The following is a 17,062-nucleotide window of genomic DNA, read 5'->3' as shown; positions in this document are numbered from 1 at the left end:
TGCGGGAGTGGGCGGCGGTGCGGGCGCGCCGCCGCGCGTCCCCTGAATGCCGATGCTAGCCTAAGTCGGCGCCGCCGGGCGCCGCCGGGCGTCGCCGGGTTGTGCGAATTTCCGCATTTGCGACAGGCAAACGCTGCTAGCCGGCGGCGGTGTCGAATGTGAGCATGGCGCCATGCATACACTCGATGTCATCGACTCGCACAGCGCCGGCGAACCGACCCGTGTCGTCGTCTCCGGCTTCCCCGATCTGGGAACCGGTTCCCTGGCCGAGCGCCGCGAACTGTTCCGCACGCGCTTCGACCGCTGGCGCAGCGCCATCGCCTGCGAGCCGCGCGGCTCGGACACCATGGTCGGCGCGCTGCTGCTGCCGCCGGTGGCCGCCGATGCCTGTGCGGCAGTGATCTTCTTCAACAACGTCGGCTACCTGGGCATGTGCGGCCACGGCACCATCGGCCTGGTGCGCACGCTGGCCGAACTGGGCCGGCTGAGCGCGGGCACGCACCGCATCGAGACGCCGGTGGGCACGGTCGGCGTGGAGCTGCATGCCGACGGCCGCGTCTCGGTCGACAACGTCGAGAGCTACCGCCATGCCACCGGCGTCGAAGTGCAGGTGCCCGAGTACGGGCGCGTGCGCGGCGACGTGGCCTGGGGCGGCAACTGGTTCTTCATCACCGAACAGACGCCGTGCGCGCTAGAGCTGCGCCACCAGCGCGCGCTGACCGCCTACACCGAGGCGGTGCGGCTGGCGCTGGAGGCGGCGGGCATCCGCGGCGCCGACGGCGGCGAGATCGACCACATCGAGATCAACGGGCCGGCGCCGGACGCCAGCGCCGATGCACGCAACTTCGTGCTGTGCCCGGGCCTGGCCTACGACCGTTCGCCCTGCGGCACCGGCACCAGCGCCAAGCTGGCGTGCCTGGCCGCCGACGGCAAGCTGGCGCCGGGCCAGGTGTGGCGCCAGCAGGGCATCCTCGGCAGCATGTTCGAAGGCCGCTATGCGGCCGGCACCCGCGGCGTGATGCCGCGCATCACCGGGCAGGCCTTCATCACCGCGCGCGCGCATCTGCTGATCGATCCGCAGGATCCGTTCGCCTGGGGCATCGGCGCCGCATGAGCGGTTTCGACCTGATCGTCGTCGGCGCCGGAATCGTCGGTGCGGCCTGCGCCGATGCGGCGGCGGCCGCCGGCCTGCGCGTGGCGATCGTCGAGTCGGGCAGTATCGGCGGCGGCAGCACGGCCGCGGCGATGGGGCACCTGGTGGCGATGGACGACGATCCGGCGGAACTGGCGCTGTCGGCTTATTCGCTGCGCCTGTGGGAAGAATTCGCGCCGCTGCCGGAGGCCGAGTTCAGCCGCTGCGGCACGCTGTGGGTGGCGCGCGAGGCGCGCGAACTGGACGGGATTCCGGCCAAGATCCAGCGCCTGGCCGCGGCCGGCGTGCACGCCGAAGCGCTCGATGCGCAGCGGCTGTATCAACTGGAGCCGGCGCTGGTCCCCGGCCTGGCCGGCGGCATGCGCGTGGCTGCCGAGGCGGTGGTGTATCCGCCGCGGATGGCGCGCTACCTGGCCGAGCGCGCCTGCGCCGCCGGCGCGCAGCTGTACGCCGGCCGCCGCGCCACCGCGCTGGCCGATGCCGGCGTGCGCCTGGACGACGGCAGCGCGCTGCATGGCCCGGTGCTGGTCGCCACCGGCTGCGCCCTGCCGGAATTGCTGCCGGAACTGCCGATGCGCGCGCGCAAGGGCCAGTTGGTGATCACCGACCGTTATCCGGGCTTCGTCGCCCATCAATTGCTGGAACTGGGCTATGCCGACAGCGCGCACGGCAGCGACGGCAGCAGCGTGGCGTTCAACGTGCAGCCGCGGCCGACCGGGCAGATCCTGATCGGCTCCTCGCGCGAATTCGATGCCACCGACCGCACGGTGTCGATGCCGATGCTGCAGCGGATGCTGGAGCGCGCCTTCGCGTTCCTGCCGGGCCTGCGGCAACTGCAGGCGATCCGGGTGTGGACCGGCTTGCGTCCGGCCACGCCGGACGGGCGCCCATATCTGGGCGCGGTGCCGGAGCGGCGCGACGTGTGGGTCGCGGCCGGCCACGAGGGCCTGGGCGTGACCACCGCGCTGGGGAGTGCGCGCCTGCTGCTGGACCAACTGCTGCAGCGGCCCGCGGCCATCGACCCGGCGCCGTACGCGCCGGCGCGGGCGCTGGCATGAGCGCGCGGATGCTGCGCCTGCAGGTCGACGGCCGCGACGTCGAAGTGCTCGACGGCAGCAGCGTGGCCGCGGCAGTGGCGCAGGTGGCCCCGCATTTCCGCCGCTCGCGCAGCGGCCAGCCGCGCGCGCCGCTGTGCGGCATGGGCGTGTGCGCCGAGTGCCGGGTGCGCATCGACCGCGTCGGCCAGTTGCGCGCCTGCATCACCCCGGCGCGCGATGGCATGCAGGTGTGGACCGATGGCTGAGCCGTCCGCCCACTACGAGGTCCTGGTGATCGGCGCCGGCCCGGCCGGGCTGGCGGCGGCGCTGGCGGCGGCCGGGCATGGCCGCCGCGTCGGCCTGGTCGATCTGCAGGCGCGTGCTGGCGGGCAGATCTGGCGCCATGACGTGGCGCAGCCGCCGCCGCGCCTGGCCGCGCGCGCGCTGGCGCAACTGGCGGCCAGTGCGGTGACCTTCCTGCCGCAGACCCAGGTGCTGCTGGCGCAGGACCGGCGGTTGCTCACCGACGGTCCCGATGGCCCGCGCTGGCTGGGCTATGACGCGCTGGTGCTGGCCACCGGCGCGCGCGAATTGCTGTTGCCGTTCCCGGGCTGGACCCTGCCCGGGGTGACCGGCGCCGGCGGCGCGCAGGCGCTGGCCAAACAGGGCTGGCCGCTGGCCGGGCGGCGCGTGCTGGTCGCCGGCAGCGGACCGCTGCTGCTGGCCTCGGCGGCGACGCTGCAGCGCCATGGCGCGCAGGTGCTGGGCATCGTCGAACAGGCGCCGTGGCGCGCGCTGGCCGCGTTCGCCGCGCAGTTGCCGCTGCGCTGGCCGGACAAGGCGCTGCAGGCGCTGGCGCTGCGCACGCAACTGGCCGGGGTCGGCTACCACGCCGGCAGCGTGGTGCTGGCCGCGTACGGCGAGGGCCGCGTGCAGGAGGTGGAACTCGACGGCCCGCGCGGCCGCCGCCGTCTCGCCTGCGATCAATTGTCCGTGGGCTACGGCCTGGTGCCGAACGTGGAACTGGCGCAATTGCTGGGCTGCCGCCTGGGCCGCAGCGGCGCGCATCCGTGCGTGGCGGTGGACGCGCAGCTGCGCACCAGCGTCGACGGTGTGTATGCCGCCGGCGAGGCGCTGGGCATCGGCGGGCGCGATTGCGCGCGGGTGGAAGGCGCCATCGCCGGCCATCTGGCTGCCGGACAGGACGCAGATGCGCAGGCGCTGCAGCCGCAGCGACGCCGCGCGCGCGCCTTCGCCGCGCTGTTGCAGCGGCAGTTCGCGCTGGACCCCCGCATCCACGCGCTGGCCGCGCCGGACACGCTGGTGTGCCGCTGCGAGGACGTGCCGCTGGCGGCGCTGCAAGGCCATGCCGACCTGCGCGACGCCAAGCTGGCCTCGCGCTGCGGCATGGGGGCGTGCCAGGGCCGCATCTGCGGCAGCGCGCTCACCGAACTGGGCCTGGCCGCGCGTCCCGCCGATTTCTCCGACGACGGCCGCCGGCCGCCGCTGTTCCCGGCGCGTCTGGACGCGCTGGCCCATCCCTGTCCGGACCCGGGTCCGGACGCCGCTTGCGCCGCGCCTTCGCGCGCGGCATCCCTTCGCAACTCTCCACAAGGTGTACTTCCATGAGCAAGGCTTCCTTCTGGTACGGCGTGCTGCCGGCCATCACCACTCCGTTCAACGCCGACGGCAGCATCGACCACGCGTTCCTGGCCAAGCATGCGCAGCTCATGGTCGACGCCGGCTGCACCGCGATCGTGCCGCTGGGTTCGCTGGGCGAGGCGGCCACGCTGAGCTTCGACGACAAGCTGGCGATCCTCAAGACCCTGGTGCAGGCGGTCGACGGCCGCATCCCGGTGGTGCCGGGCATCGCCGCGCTGTCCACCGACGAAGCGGTGCGGCTGGTGCAGGCGGCCAAGCAGGTCGGCTGCGGCGGCGCGATGGTGCTGCCGCCGTACGTGTACTCCACCGACTGGCGCGAGATGGGCGCGCACGTGCGCGCGGTGATCGGCGCCACCGACCTGCCGGTGATCCTGTACAACAACCCGATCGCCTACAAGACCGATTTCAGCGCGGCGCAGATCGCCGAGCTGGCGGCCGAGTTCCCGAACCTGCAGGCGGTGAAGGAGTCCTCTGGCGACGTGCGCCGCTTCGCTGCGCTGGGCGAACTGCTCGGCGACCGCCTGGTGCTGCTGGTGGGCATGGACGATGCGATCGTCGAAGGCCTGAGCATGGGCGCCAAGGGCTGGATCGCCGGCCTGGTCAACGCCTACCCGAAGGAGTCGGTGAAGCTGTTCGAGTTGGCCCGCGACGGCGGCTACCCGGCGGCCAAGGCGCTGTACGACTGGTTCCTGCCGCTGCTGCGCCTGGACACCGTGCCCAAGTTCGTGCAGTTGATCAAGCTGGTGCAGGCGAAGGTCGGCCTGGGCAGCGAGCGCGTGCGCGCGCCGCGGCTGTTGCTGGAAGGCGCCGAGCGCGAAGCTGCATTGAAGGTCATCGACCACGCCATCGCCACCCATCCCGGGCACTGAGATGAGCATGCAACCGCTGTTGCTGGCCGGCCACTGGCAGGCCTCGCTGGAGGAGCGCGGCAGCTTCCGCGCCGAGGACCCGCGCGACGGGAGCGAGTTCGGTCCGTCGTTCCCGGTCAGCGGCGCCGCCGACCTGGAAGCGGCGCTGAGCGCGGCGGCGCTGAGCGCCGATGCGCTGGCCGCGGCCGCGCCGGAACGCATCGCTGCGTTCCTGGACGCGTACGCGGATGCGATCGACGCCGACGTCGAGCAGCTGGTGGCGCTGGCGCATGCCGAGACCGGCCTGCCGGTGGAGCCGCGCCTGGCCAAGGTGGAACTGCCGCGCGCCAGCGGGCAGTTGCGCCAGGCCGCGCAGGCGGCACGCAGCCACAGCTGGACGCAGCCGGTGATCGACACCGCGGCCGGCCTGCGCGCGCAACTGGGGCCGTTGCACAAGCCGGTGCTGGTGTTCGGGCCGAACAATTTCCCGTTCGCGTTCAACGCGGTGGCCGGCAGCGATTTCGCCTCGGCCATCGTCGCGCGCAATCCGGTCATCGCCAAGGCGCATCCCTCGCATCCGGCCACCAGCCAGCGTCTGGCGCAACTCGCGCACCAGGCGCTGCTGGCCCATGACCTGCCGGCGGCGACGGTGCAGTTGCTGTACCACTTCGACAGCACGCTGGGCCTGGAACTGGCCGGCGATCCGCGGCTGGGCGCGATCGGCTTCACCGGCAGCCGTGCCGGCGGGCTGGCGCTGAAGGCCGCCGCCGACCGTGCCGGGGTGCCGGCCTATGTCGAGCTGTCCAGCGTCAATCCGGTGTTCCTGCTGCCGGGCGCGCTGGCCGAGCGCGGCGCGGCGCTGGCGCAGGAGTTCTTCGCCTCCTGCACCATGGGCAGCGGCCAGTTCTGCACCAATCCGGGCATCGCGGTGGTGCCGGAGGGCGCGGCCGGCGATGCCTTCGTCGCCGCGGCCGCCGCGCATTTTGCTGCGGCGGCGCCGGCGCTGCTGTTCTCGCGCGGCGTGCTGGAGCATCTGCAGCGCAGCCTGGGCACGCTGCGCGACGCCGGTGCCACGGTGCTGGCCGGCGGCGAGGCCGATGCCGGCCCCGGCTATCGGCATGCGCCGACCCTGCTGGAGGTGTCGGCCGAGGCGTTCCTGCAGCAGCCCGAGGCGCTGCAGACCGAAGCGTTCGGCCCGGTCAGCCTGATCGTGCGCGGCGGTGGCATGGGGCAGTTGACCGCCCTGGCGCGCAGCTTCGAGGGCAATCTCACCGGCACGCTCTATCGCGCCGCCGACGGCAGCGACGACATGGACTTCGCCGCGCTGGCCGCGGCGTTGCGCCCGCGGGTCGGCCGCCTGATCTGCAACAAGATGCCGACCGGCGTGGCGGTGAGCCCTGCCATGAACCATGGCGGCCCGTATCCGAGCACCGGCCATCCGGGCTTCACCGCCGTCGGCATGCCCGCGGCGATCCGCCGCTTCGCCGCGCTGCACAGCTACGACGGCATGCCCGACGCGCTGCTGCCGCCGTTGCTGCGCGATCGCAATCCCGGCGGCGTGCAGCGGCTGATCGACGGCTGCTGGAGCACCGCCGACGTGGAGCGCAGCGCATGAGCGAGCAGGCCCAGATCGGCGGGTTGACCCTGGAGCAGGCGCAGGCACAGTTGGCGCCGTGGCCGCAGCGGGCGCCCGCGATCCAGGAGCAGGAGTACCGGCAACGCCTGGCCAATGCGCGCGCGCTGATGCGCGCGCACGGCGCCGACGCGTTGCTGATCGGCGCCGGCGCGTCGCTGCGCTACTTCACCGGCGTGCCGTGGGGCGCCAGCGAGCGCCTGGTGGCGATGCTGCTCACCGCCGAAGGCGATCCGCTGCTGATCTGCCCGGCGTTCGAGGAAGGCTCGCTGGACGCGGTGCTGTGCCTGCCGGTGCGCAAGCGCCTGTGGCAGGAACACGAGGATCCGCACGCGCTGGTCGCCGAGGCCTTGCTGGAACTGGACGCGCAGAGCCTGGCGCTGGACCCGGGCGTGGCCTTCGCGGTGCACACCGGCCTGGCCGCGGTGCTGGGGCGGATCGCGATCCGCGATGCGGCGGCCATCGTCGACGGCTGCCGCATGCGCAAGTCCCCGGCGGAACTGGCGCTGATGCAGCAGGCCTGCGACATGACCCTGCACGTGCAGCGGCTGGCTGCCGGACTGATGCGCGAAGGCATCACCACCGCGGAACTGACCCGCTTCATCGACCAGGCGCACCGCGCGCTCGGCGCCGACAACGGCTCGACCTTCTGCATCGTGCAGTTCGGCCACGCCACCGCGTATCCGCACGGCATCCCCGGCGTGCAGGCGCTGCGGCCGGGCGAACTGGTGCTGATCGATACCGGCTGCACCGTGCAGGGCTACCACTCCGACATCACCCGCACCTACATCTTCGGCGAGCCCAGCGAGAAGCAGCGGCGCATCTGGCAACTGGAGCACGAGGCGCAGGCGGCGGCGTTCGCCGCGGTGCGGCCGGGCGTGGCCTGCGCGGTGGTGGACGAGGCCGCACGCAAGGTGCTGCAGCGTGCCGGGCTCGGCCCGGACTACCAGCTGCCGGGGCTGCCGCACCGCACCGGCCACGGTTGCGGCATGAGCATCCACGAAGCGCCGTACCTGGTGCGCGGCAACGCGCTGGCGCTGGCCCCGGGCATGTGCTGCAGCAACGAGCCGATGATCGTGGTGCCGGGCGAGTTCGGCGTGCGCCTGGAGGATCATTTCTACGTCACCGTCGACGGCGCGCAGTGGTTCACGCCCCCGTCGCCGGCGATCGACCGGCCGTTCGCCTGATGCGGGCGACGGCCGCCGCGGCACGCTGCACGGCTGCGCCCGCGCCGTGCAGCGGCTGCGGCGCATCCCAAGGAGTCTCGCGATGAACTGCATGCGGTTGTCTGCCGTTGGCGCACTGGCCCTGGGTCTGCTGGCGGCCTGCCAGCCGTCCGCAGCGCCGACCTCCTCCGCACCGGTCGCGCCGGCAGCAGCGAAGGCCGCAGTGCCGCCGGGGCAGGCCTTCGCCGCGCTGCTCGATGCGCAGTGGCAATACCAACTCGCTCACCATCCCGAGTTCGCCAGCATCATCGGCGACAGCCGCTACAACGACCGCTGGACCGACTATTCGCCGGCCGCGCTGGAGGCCGAACGCCAGGCCACCGCCGGGTTCCTGGCGCGCTTCGATGCGGTCGATGCCAAGGCGCTGTCGGCGCAGGAGCGGTCGAGCCTGCAGATGATGCAGCGGCAGTTGCGCGACCGGCTGGAGGCGATCGCGCTGAAGAACGACGAGATGCCGCTGGAGCCGGTCGGCGGCATCCAGGTGGCGTTGCCGGGTTATGCGCAGGCGTTTCCGTTCGCCAGCGTCAAGGACTACGAGGACTACATCACGCGCCTGCAGGCGATCCCGGCGCTGCTCGACCAGGTGGTGGCGCTGTCGCGCGCCGGCGCCAGGGACGGGTTGGTGCAGCCGAAGTATCTGCTCGAGCGCATTCCCGCACAGGTGCGCGAGATCGCCGCGCCGGCCGGCGCCGACAGCCCGTTCGCGGCGCCGCTGCAGCAGTTCCCGGCGGCAGTGCCGGAGGCCGAGCGGCCGCGCCTGCGCGCGGCGATGATCGCGGCGATCGACCAGCAGGTGCGGCCGGCCTATCGAAAGCTGGCCGATTTCGTCGCCAACGAATACGCGCCGCAGGGCCGCGCCCACGAAGGCCTGTGGTCGCTGCCCGATGGAGAGCGCCGCTACCGCTTTGCGATCCACACCCAGACCACCACAGATCAGTCGCCCGAGCAGATCCACCAGACCGGCCTGGCCGAGGTCGCGCGCATCGAGGGCGAGATGGGCGCCATCGCCAAGCAACTCGGCTATGCCGACCTGGCGGCGCTACGCAAGGCGGTGGCCCATGACCGCAAGTTCTTCGCCACCTCGCCCGAGCAGATCCTGCAGCGCTACCGCGACGACATCGCGCAGATGCAGCCCAAGCTGCCGACGTTGTTCGGTACGCTGCCGAAGACGCCGCTGGAGGTGCGCGCGATGCCCGCGTTCCGCGCCACCGCGCCCGGTGCCGAGTACTGGCAGAGCGATGCGCAGGGCAGCAAGCCGGGGCTGGTGATGGTCAATACCGGCGACTACGCGCATCGCACCCTGGTCAACATCGAAGCCACCGCGTATCACGAGGGCGTGCCCGGCCATCATCTGCAGATCTCGCTTGCGCAGACCCTGCCGTTGCCGCCGTTCCGCCAGCAGTCCAGTTACAACGCCTACGTGGAAGGCTGGGCGCTGTACGCCGAGCGGCTGGGCAAGGAAGTCGGCTTCTACCGCGATCCATACAGCGACTACGGCCGCCTGGCCGGCGAACTGCTGCGCGCCAACCGGCTGGTGCTGGATACCGGCGTGCACCACAAGCGCTGGACCCGGCAGCAGATGATCGACTTCTTCCACGCGCATCCGTCCGACGACGAACCCAGCATCCAGTCCGAGACCGACCGTTACATCGTCTGGCCGGGCCAGGCGCTGGGCTACAAGCTCGGCGAACTGGACATCCTGGCGCTGCGCGAGAAGGCCAGGCGTGCGCTGGGCGAGCGCTTCGACATCCGCGCCTTCCACGATGCCGTCCTCGGCGGCGGCGCGATGCCGCTGGACCTGCTGGACGCGCGCATCGACGCCTGGATCGCCCAGGTCCAGGCCGGCGCCCCCGCCACTCCGGAGACCCCACGATGACCTCCCGTTCCCGACTGCGCACCGCGCTGGCCCTGGCCATTGCCTGCACCCTGGCCTGGCAGGGCGCCGCCGGCGCTGCGCCGGCAAAGGCCTCCGCGCCGGCCGCCGCGGCTCCCGCCGGCGATGCGAGTGCGCGCTTCAAGGCGCTGTACCAGCGCGAGTGGAAATGGCGCCAGGAGCAGTTTGCCGGCGCCGACGACGAAGACGCGCAGGGCCAGGCCGCCGATCACCTGCCCAAGGTGGATCCGGCCACCCAGGCGCAGCGCACCGCGTATTGGCAGCAGGTGCTGCACGACCTGGACGCGATCGACCCGACGCAACTGTCGGCACAGGACCAGGTGAACTACCAGGTCTATCGCCAGCAGCTGCAGGTGCTGCTCGACCAGCAGCACTTCCGCGCCTGGGAAATGCCGTTCAACAGCGACACCGCGTTCTGGAGCGACCTGGGCTTCACCGCGCGCGCCACCCTGCGCAGCCGCGAGGACTATCAGCGCTACCTCGGGCAGCTCGCCGACATCCCGCGCTACTTCGACGAGCAGATCGCCAACATGCGTGCCGGCCTGGCGCGCGGCTTCGCCCAGCCGGCGGTGACGCTGCAGGGCCGCGATCAGTCGATCGCGGAGGTCGCGCAGGCGACCGGCGAGACCAATCTGTTCTACACCCCGTTCCAGCAGATGCCGGCGACGATCCCGGCGCCGCTGCAGGCGCAGTTGCGCGCGCAGGCGCGCACGGCGATCGCCCAGCAGGTGGTGCCGGCCTACGCCAAGCTGCTGCGTTTCATGCGCGAGGAATACCTGCCCAAGGCGCGCCCGGCGCTGGCCGCCGAATCGCTGCCCGACGGCGTGGCGTACTACCGCGCGCAGATCCGCGAATACACCACGCTCGACCTCAGCCCACAGCAGATCCACGAGGTGGGGCTGAAGGAAGTGGCGCGGCTGCGCAAGGAGATGGACCAGGCGATCGCCGACAGCGGCTTCAAGACCCCGCCCGGGCAGCAGACGTTCCCGGCGTTCCTGCACTACCTGCGCACCGATCCAAAGTTCTACGCCAAGACCCCGGAGGAACTGCTCAAGGACGCGGCGTGGATCGCCAAGCGCGTGGACGGCAAGATCGGCGACTACATCGGCCGGCTGCCGCGGCAGCGCTTCGCGATCGAGCCGGTGCCGGCGGACCTGGCGCCGTTCTACACCGGCGGCCGCGGTGGCCCCGGCATCTATCTGGTCAACACCTACGACCTGCCGTCGCGGCCGCTGTACAACCTCACCGCGCTGACCCTGCACGAGTCCTCGCCCGGGCACGCGCTGCAGATGCCGTTGGCGGCCGAGCAGGGCAACCTGCCGGATTTCCGCCGCTACACCTTCATTTCCGCGTATGGCGAGGGTTGGGCGGTGTATTCGGAATACCTGGGGCAGGAGATGGGGATGTACGACACCCCGTACGACCGCTTCGGCTACCTGACCTACCAGATGTGGCGCGCGTGCCGGCTGGTGATCGACACCGGCATCCACCACGACGGCTGGACGCGCGAGCAGGCGCAGGCGTTCCTGCGCGACAACACCGCGCTCAGCGAGCACGAGGTGACCACTGAGGTCGATCGCTACATCGCCTGGCCCGGACAGGCGCTGTCGTACTACCTGGGCGAGCTGAAGATCCTGGAGCTGCGGCGCAAGGCCGAGCAGGCGCTGGGCGAGAAGTTCGACATCCGCGCCTTCCACGATGCGGTGCTGGAGACCGGCTCGGTGCCGCTGCCGGTGCTGGAGCAGCGTATCGATCGGTTCATTGCCGAGGGTGGGAAGTCGCCGTGGGGCGCCGCGACGGACGCACCGATGGCGCCATGACGAACGCGTCGCGACGCGCCGGGATGGCGAACGGTCCTCGCCGCCGTTCGAGGCCATGCGGCAGGGTGGAGATGCGAGCGAGGGGATGCGAGTGATGGGACGTGGTGCAGTCTTGAGCGGTGGAACTGGCATGAGGCTTCGCCCGTACCCTCATCCGCCCCTTCGGGGCACCTTCTCCCGGAGGGAGAAGGGACGTACAAGCCCCTCTCCCCCCGGGAGAGGGGTTGGGGTGAGGGTCGGCGCGAAGCGCATGTGGTGTTTCAGCTGCACGAGGCTGTGCCTGTACCCTCATCCGCCCCTTCGGGGCACCTTCTCCCGGTGGGAGAAGGGAAGAGCTGGCTTCGGCCGGTTGCTTTAGCCCCTCTCCCACCGGGAGAGGGGTTGGGGTGAGGGTAGGAAGCGCCGCAGATCGTTGAATCGCCAGTGACACCAACCCAGCGGGAGACGCCATGGCCGCACAAGGCAAGTTCCACAAACGCTTGAGCCTGACCGATCTGACCTTCATCGGGTTGGGCTCGATCTTCGGCTCTGGTTGGTTGTTCTCGGCCAGCCACGTCTCGGCGATCGCCGGGCCGGCCGGCATCGTCTCGTGGATCGCCGGCGGCGTGGCGGTGCTGCTGTTGGGCCTGGTGTACTGCGAACTGGGTGCGGCACTGCCGCGCGCCGGCGGCGTGGTGCGCTACCCGGAGTACTCGCACGGCGTGCTGCTGGGCTGGCTGATGGGCTTCATTACTCTGATCGCCTTCTCCAGCCTGATCGCGATCGAGGTGGAGGCGGCGCGGCAGTACGCGGCGGCGTGGTTCCCGTGGCTCAACCGGGCCGGCAGCACCCATCCCAGCGTCGTCGGCTGGCTGCTGCAGCTTGCCTTGCTGGTCGCGTTCTTCCTGCTCAACTACTACAGCGTCAAGACCTTCGCCACCGCCAACAACATCGTCAGCGTGTTCAAGTTTCTGGTGCCGGTGCTGGTGATCGTGTTGCTGATGGCGCACTTCGATGCGCGCAACCTGCATGTACAGGGCTTTGCGCCGTTCGGTGCGGCCGGAGTGGAGGCGGCGATTTCCGCCGGCGGCATCATCTTCGCCTACCTTGGGTTGACCCCGATCGTGTCGGTGGCCAGCGAAGTACGCGATCCGCAGCGTAACATTCCGATCGCGTTGATCCTGTCGGTGGCGCTGTCGACGGTGATCTACGTGCTGCTGCAGCTCGCCTTCCTCGGCGGGGTGCCTGCGCAGCATTTGGCCAATAGCTGGGGCGGCATCGACAAGGCGTTCTCGCTGCCGTACCACGACATCGCCCTGGCGCTGGGCATGGGCTGGCTGGCCGCGCTGGTGATCTGCGACGCGATGATCTCGCCCAGCGGCACCGGCAACATCTACATGAACGCGACGCCGCGGGTGGTGTACGGCTGGGCGCGCAGCGGCGGCTTCCTGCCGGTGCTGACCAAGGTGGACGCCGCCTCCGGCATCCCGCGCCCGGCGCTGTGGCTGAGCCTGGGCCTGTCGGTGTTCTGGACCTTGCCGTTTCCCTCGTGGGAGGCGCTGATCAACGTGGTGTCCGCGGCGCTGGTGCTGAGCTATGCGGTGGCGCCGGTGAGCGTGGCCGCCTTGCGGCGCAGCGCGCCGGACTTGCCACGGCCGTTCCGGCTGCGCGGCATGGCGCTGCTCGGCCCGCTGTCGTTCATCGTCGCCGGCCTGATCGTGTATTGGTCGACCTGGAAGACGCTGTCGTGGCTGCTCGGCCTGCAGATCGCGATGTTCGCGCTGTACGTGCTGTATCGCCTGCCCAACGCCGCCGGTCGCGCGCGGTTGGCGCGGCAGGTGCGCGGCGTGCTGTGGCTGATCGTGTTCTTCGCGCTGGTGCTGGTGGTGTCGCGGCTGGGCACCTTCGGTGGCAGCGGCTGGATCGCGCATCCCTGGGACACGCTGTGCGTGGCGGCGATCGCGCTGGGCTGCTATCACTGGGGCGCGCGCAGCGGCCTGCGCCCGGAGGAACTGGCGCTGGAAGAGGATGATGGGGAGTAGCCCGTTGCCTGTGGATGTGTGCGTCGGAGCGGCGCTTGTCCCCGTTTGTGGGAGCAGGCGCGATGGGCTTTCCTGGTAGAGCCTGGTCGCGGCTGAAGCCGCTCCTACGAGGAATAAACGTGCCATCGAAACTCTCGGATACCGCATGAACAAGTTCGTCGCCTCTCTCCTCGTCGCCCTTTCATGCTGCGCGAGCGCAGCACAGGCCGCGCCCAGCGTCGCCGACTACCAGCGCTCGCTGGGCCTGCGCGAGGCCTGGATCGGCCTGACCGAGAACGTGACCTGGCCGGCGCAGTGGCGCGACGACGGCGCGTTCTACTATCGCAAGACCGTGCCGGGCGGCTTCGCCTTCGTGGTCGAGGACGTGGGCAGCCAGCGCAAGCAGCCGGCGTTCGACCAGCAGCGGCTGGCGCGCGGGCTGAGCGCAGCGACCGGCAGCGCCTATCCGGCGCTGCGCCTGCCGTTCACGCGTTTCGCCTACGTCGCCGAGGGCGGTCAGCCGCAGGCGGCGATTGCCTTCGCGCTCGATGAGACGCCGTGGCGTTGCACGCTCACCACCTACGTCTGCGCGCGCGCCGACAGCGGCCCGCAGCCGCGTCCGCGCGGCTTCGGCGTGGTGCGCGATCTCAGCGTGCCGGCCGACGCCACCCCGCGGCGCTCGCCGGACGGTCGCTGGGACGCCTATGTCGAGGGCAACGCGGTGCTGCTCCGTGCGGTGGCCGATGGGCGCACGCTGCGCCTGGCCGACGATGGCCGCAGCGATGATTTCTACGATCCGGAAACCATCGCCTGGTCGCCGGATTCGCAGCGGCTGGCGCTGTACCGGGTGAAGCCCGGCTTTCCGCGCCGCGTCACCCGGGTGGAGGCGGCGCCGCCCGCCGGCGGCCAGCCGGTGGTGCGCACCCAGTTGTATCCCAAGCCCGGCGATGCGGTGGACATCGAACGCCCGGTGCTGTTCGACCTCGGCGCGTTGGCGCGCGGCGGGTCGCCCAAGCGCCTGCCCATCGACGACGCCTTGTTCGCCAACCCATACCAGCTCTCGCCGATCCAGTGGCGCCGCGACAGCGCCAGCTTCGTGTTCGATTACGTGCAGCGCGGTTTCCAGCGCATGCGCGCGATCGCGGTGGACGCGGCCACGGGCCAGGCGCATGTGGCGGTGGGCGAGGACGCCAAGACCTTCGTCTATGCCGACCGCAGTTACCACCACGATGTCGATGGCCTGGGCCAGGAGATTCTGTGGATCTCCGAGCGCGACGGCTGGCGCCACCTGTACCTGTTCGACGGTGCCAGCGGCCGGATCAAGACGCAGATCACCAAGGGGGAGTGGATCGTGCGCGACGTGCTGCGCGTGGACGACACCCAGCGGCGCATCTGGTTCACCGCCAGCGGCATGGATGCGGGCAAGGATCCCTACTACCGGCAACTGTTCGCGGTGGATTTCGACGGCGGCCACCTGACCCGGCTGACCCAGGCCGATGCCGACCACGACGTGGCCATCGCCGACGACGGCCGTCACTACGTGGACGTGTACTCGCGTCCGGACATGGCGCCGGTGATGGAACTGCATGCCATCGACGGGCGCCTGCTGCAGGTGGTGGAGCGCGGCGACATCCGCAAGCTGCAGGCCGCAGGCTGGCGCGCGCCGCAGACCTTCGTCGCCAAGGGCCGCGACGGCAAGACCGACATCTGGGGCATGGTGGTGCGGCCGCGCGACTACGACCCGCACAAGAAGTACCCGGTAATCGAGAACATCTACGCCGGCCCGCACGATTCCTTCGTGCCCAAGACCTTCTGGCCGTTCGGCTACCACTCCGGCGGCGACAAGCAGATTGGCATGCAGGCGCAGGCCGACCTGGGCTTCATCGTGGTGATGATCGACGGCATGGGCACCGCCAACCGTTCCAAGGCCTTCCACGACGTGGCCTGGAAGAACCTCGGCGATTCCGGTTTCCCAGACCGCATCGCCTGGCACAAGGCACTGGCTGCGCAGGATCCGTCCTACGACATCGGCCGTGTCGGCATCTACGGCGCGTCGGCCGGCGGGCAGAGCACGCTGGGCGCGCTGGAGCGGCATCCGGATTTCTACAAGGTGGGCGTGGCCTACGCGGGCTGTTACGACAATCGCATGGACAAGATCAGCTGGAACGAGCAATGGATGGGCTGGCCGGTGGACGCCAGTTATGCGCGCGCCTCCGGCGTGGACAATGCGGCCAAGCTGCGTGGCGACCTGCTGCTGATCGTCGGCGAGCAGGACAGCAACGTCGACCCGGCCTCGACCGCGCAAGTGGTGGACGCGCTGATCAAGGCCGGCAAGGACTTCGACCTGCTCGCCGTCCCCGGCGGCGAACACACCGTCGGCCGCTCCACCGGTCCCATCGACTACGTGCAGCGTCGCCAGTACGACTTCTTCGTGCGGCATCTGTTGGGGGAGCCGACGCCGGCATGGAACAGGCTGTAGGTGGGGCCGGGATTTGAGATTGGGGATTGGGGATTCGTAAAGGCGCGGTGGTTCCTGTTCCTCGGGCTCGCGTTTTTCCTTCTCCCTCCGGGAGAAGGTGCCCCGTAGGGGCGGATGAGGGTACGGGTAGGCACTGGCGTTTCGGGCGCATCGCGGCGCCCGTACCCTCACCCCAACCCCTCTCCCGAGGGGAGAGGGGCTTTGGCTTTTCCCTTCTCCCCTCGGGAGAAGGTGCCCCGCAGGGGCGGATGAGGGTGCTGGGGATGCACCAGGTTCTGGGGTATCGCGCGACTTCCGTCCCCTCACCCCAACCCCTCTCCCGAGGGGAGAGGGGCTTTGGTTTTTCCCTTCTTCCCTCGGGAGAAGGTGCCCCGCAGGGGCGGATGAGGGTGCGGGAGATGCATCAGGTTCTGGGGCATCGCGCGGCTTCCGAACCCTCATCCCAACCCCTCTCCCGAGGGGAGAGGGGCTTTGGCTTTTCCCTTCTCCCCTCGGGAGAAGGTGCCCCGCAGGGGCGGATGAGGGTGCGGGAGATGCACCAGGTTCTGGGGCATCGCGCGGCTCCGTCCCCTCACCCCAACCCCTCTCCCGAGGGGAGAGGGGCTTTGGCTTTTCCCTTTTCCCCTCGGGAGAAGGTGCCCCGCAGGGGCGGATGAGGATGCGGGAGATACACCAGGTTCTGGGGTATCGCGCGGCTTCCGTCCCTCACCCCAACCCCTCTCCCGAGGGGAGAGGGGCTTTGGTTTTTCCCTTCTCCCCTCGGGAGAAGGTGCCCCGCAGGGGCGGATGAGGGTGCGGGGGATGCACCAGGTTCTGGAGTATCGCGGGGGCTCCGAACCCTCACCCCAACCCCTCTCCCGTGGGGAGAGGGGCTTCAGATCATCGCGCCGACGCGCCCGCTCTTGCCAATCCCCAATCCCGACTCCCCAATCCCACCCTCAAGCCACCGCCAACTCCGCCGATAACCCGGCAAGTCTTCCTGCGCCCGACCCGCCATGACCGCCATCGCTCCCAGTTCCTCGATCGCGCTGTCCGGCATGCGCGCCGCGACGTCCGGGTTGCAGGTGCGCGCCAACAACATCGCCAATCTCGCCACCGAGGGTTTCCAGCGTTCGGTACCGGTGAATCAGGCCACCGCCGGCGGCGGCGTGGTCGGCCAGGTGCAGCAGGCCGACGGGCAGGGCAGCGATCTGGTCGACGACATGGTCGGCACCCTGACCGAGCGCACCGCGTTCCAGGCCAATGCGCGCGTGCTGCGCGCGGCCGACGACAGCATCGGCAGCCTGCTCGACGTGCTCGCCTAAGCCGTC

At 70.7% G+C, this 17,062-nt stretch carries 12 protein-coding genes; all 12 read left to right on the top strand.

From position 1 onward, the window contains the following. Window positions 1–172 precede the first annotated feature (172 nt). The gene (locus FHR56_RS08385; protein WP_160947075.1) at window positions 173–1,114 is read left to right on the top strand and encodes a 4-hydroxyproline epimerase; all 942 of its coding nucleotides are present in this window, start codon (window positions 173–175) and stop codon (window positions 1,112–1,114) included. After that, a complete protein-coding gene (locus FHR56_RS08380; RefSeq protein WP_160947074.1) occupies window positions 1,111–2,211 on the top strand; it encodes an FAD-dependent oxidoreductase in 1,101 nt (366 codons plus the stop codon). The genes FHR56_RS08385 and FHR56_RS08380 overlap by 4 nt, the downstream gene beginning before the upstream one ends. Continuing rightward, window positions 2,208–2,456, top strand: coding sequence for a (2Fe-2S)-binding protein (locus tag FHR56_RS08375; RefSeq protein WP_184502469.1), 249 nt, complete (start codon window positions 2,208–2,210; stop codon window positions 2,454–2,456). The genes FHR56_RS08380 and FHR56_RS08375 overlap by 4 nt, the downstream gene beginning before the upstream one ends. Then, window positions 2,449–3,819: an FAD/NAD(P)-binding oxidoreductase gene (locus tag FHR56_RS08370; RefSeq protein ID WP_160947073.1), complete on the top strand. Its 1,371-nt coding sequence runs from the start codon at window positions 2,449–2,451 to the stop codon at window positions 3,817–3,819. Before FHR56_RS08375 ends, FHR56_RS08370 begins: the two co-directional genes overlap by 8 nt. Further along, window positions 3,816–4,721, top strand: coding sequence for a dihydrodipicolinate synthase family protein (locus tag FHR56_RS08365; protein WP_160947072.1), 906 nt, complete (start codon window positions 3,816–3,818; stop codon window positions 4,719–4,721). The genes FHR56_RS08370 and FHR56_RS08365 overlap by 4 nt, the downstream gene beginning before the upstream one ends. Window position 4,722: 1 nt before the next feature. After that, window positions 4,723–6,315: an aldehyde dehydrogenase family protein gene (locus FHR56_RS08360; RefSeq protein WP_160947071.1), complete on the top strand. Its 1,593-nt coding sequence runs from the start codon at window positions 4,723–4,725 to the stop codon at window positions 6,313–6,315. Then, window positions 6,312–7,520, top strand: a complete 1,209-nt coding sequence (locus FHR56_RS08355; RefSeq protein WP_160947070.1) for a Xaa-Pro peptidase family protein — start codon at window positions 6,312–6,314, stop codon at window positions 7,518–7,520. Before FHR56_RS08360 ends, FHR56_RS08355 begins: the two co-directional genes overlap by 4 nt. Window positions 7,521–7,602: 82 nt before the next feature. After that, window positions 7,603–9,435, top strand: coding sequence for a DUF885 family protein (locus FHR56_RS08350; protein ID WP_184502468.1), 1,833 nt, complete (start codon window positions 7,603–7,605; stop codon window positions 9,433–9,435). After that, window positions 9,432–11,273 (top strand): DUF885 family protein, encoded by a 1,842-nt coding sequence (locus FHR56_RS08345; RefSeq protein WP_160947069.1) that lies wholly within the window; start codon window positions 9,432–9,434, stop codon window positions 11,271–11,273. The genes FHR56_RS08350 and FHR56_RS08345 overlap by 4 nt, the downstream gene beginning before the upstream one ends. A 449-nt stretch (window positions 11,274–11,722) precedes the next feature. Then, the gene (locus FHR56_RS08340) at window positions 11,723–13,294 is read left to right on the top strand and encodes an APC family permease (RefSeq protein ID WP_160947068.1); all 1,572 of its coding nucleotides are present in this window, start codon (window positions 11,723–11,725) and stop codon (window positions 13,292–13,294) included. 145 nt (window positions 13,295–13,439) lie between these two features. Then, window positions 13,440–15,752 carry a S9 family peptidase gene (locus FHR56_RS08335; protein WP_160947067.1) on the top strand — a complete coding sequence of 771 codons (2,313 nt, stop codon included), beginning with the start codon at window positions 13,440–13,442 and terminating at the stop codon, window positions 15,750–15,752. Window positions 15,753–16,747: 995 nt separating this feature from the next. Next, window positions 16,748–17,056, top strand: a complete 309-nt coding sequence (locus tag FHR56_RS08330; RefSeq protein ID WP_160947066.1) for a flagellar basal body protein — start codon at window positions 16,748–16,750, stop codon at window positions 17,054–17,056. Window positions 17,057–17,062 lie beyond the last annotated feature (6 nt).

Origin of the sequence: Xanthomonas sp. F10, from assembly GCF_014206815.1 — a bacterium.
Lineage (GTDB): Bacteria > Pseudomonadota > Gammaproteobacteria > Xanthomonadales > Xanthomonadaceae > Xanthomonas_A > Xanthomonas_A indica.
Note: the sequence above shows the minus strand (reverse complement) of the source record. Positions and strands in the feature narration are given on the sequence as shown.

Coding starts and splice junctions, on each gene's coding strand:
- FHR56_RS08335 (WP_160947067.1), top strand. CDS start 13,440: ATGAACAAGTTCGTCGCCTCTCTCCTCGTCGCCCTTTCATGCTGCGCG.
- FHR56_RS08370 (WP_160947073.1), top strand. CDS start 2,449: ATGGCTGAGCCGTCCGCCCACTACGAGGTCCTGGTGATCGGCGCCGGC.
- FHR56_RS08345 (WP_160947069.1), top strand. CDS start 9,432: ATGACCTCCCGTTCCCGACTGCGCACCGCGCTGGCCCTGGCCATTGCC.
- FHR56_RS08340 (WP_160947068.1), top strand. CDS start 11,723: ATGGCCGCACAAGGCAAGTTCCACAAACGCTTGAGCCTGACCGATCTG.
- FHR56_RS08330 (WP_160947066.1), top strand. CDS start 16,748: ATGACCGCCATCGCTCCCAGTTCCTCGATCGCGCTGTCCGGCATGCGC.
- FHR56_RS08380 (WP_160947074.1), top strand. CDS start 1,111: ATGAGCGGTTTCGACCTGATCGTCGTCGGCGCCGGAATCGTCGGTGCG.
- FHR56_RS08385 (WP_160947075.1), top strand. CDS start 173: ATGCATACACTCGATGTCATCGACTCGCACAGCGCCGGCGAACCGACC.
- FHR56_RS08365 (WP_160947072.1), top strand. CDS start 3,816: ATGAGCAAGGCTTCCTTCTGGTACGGCGTGCTGCCGGCCATCACCACT.
- FHR56_RS08375 (WP_184502469.1), top strand. CDS start 2,208: ATGAGCGCGCGGATGCTGCGCCTGCAGGTCGACGGCCGCGACGTCGAA.
- FHR56_RS08350 (WP_184502468.1), top strand. CDS start 7,603: ATGAACTGCATGCGGTTGTCTGCCGTTGGCGCACTGGCCCTGGGTCTG.
- FHR56_RS08355 (WP_160947070.1), top strand. CDS start 6,312: ATGAGCGAGCAGGCCCAGATCGGCGGGTTGACCCTGGAGCAGGCGCAG.
- FHR56_RS08360 (WP_160947071.1), top strand. CDS start 4,723: ATGAGCATGCAACCGCTGTTGCTGGCCGGCCACTGGCAGGCCTCGCTG.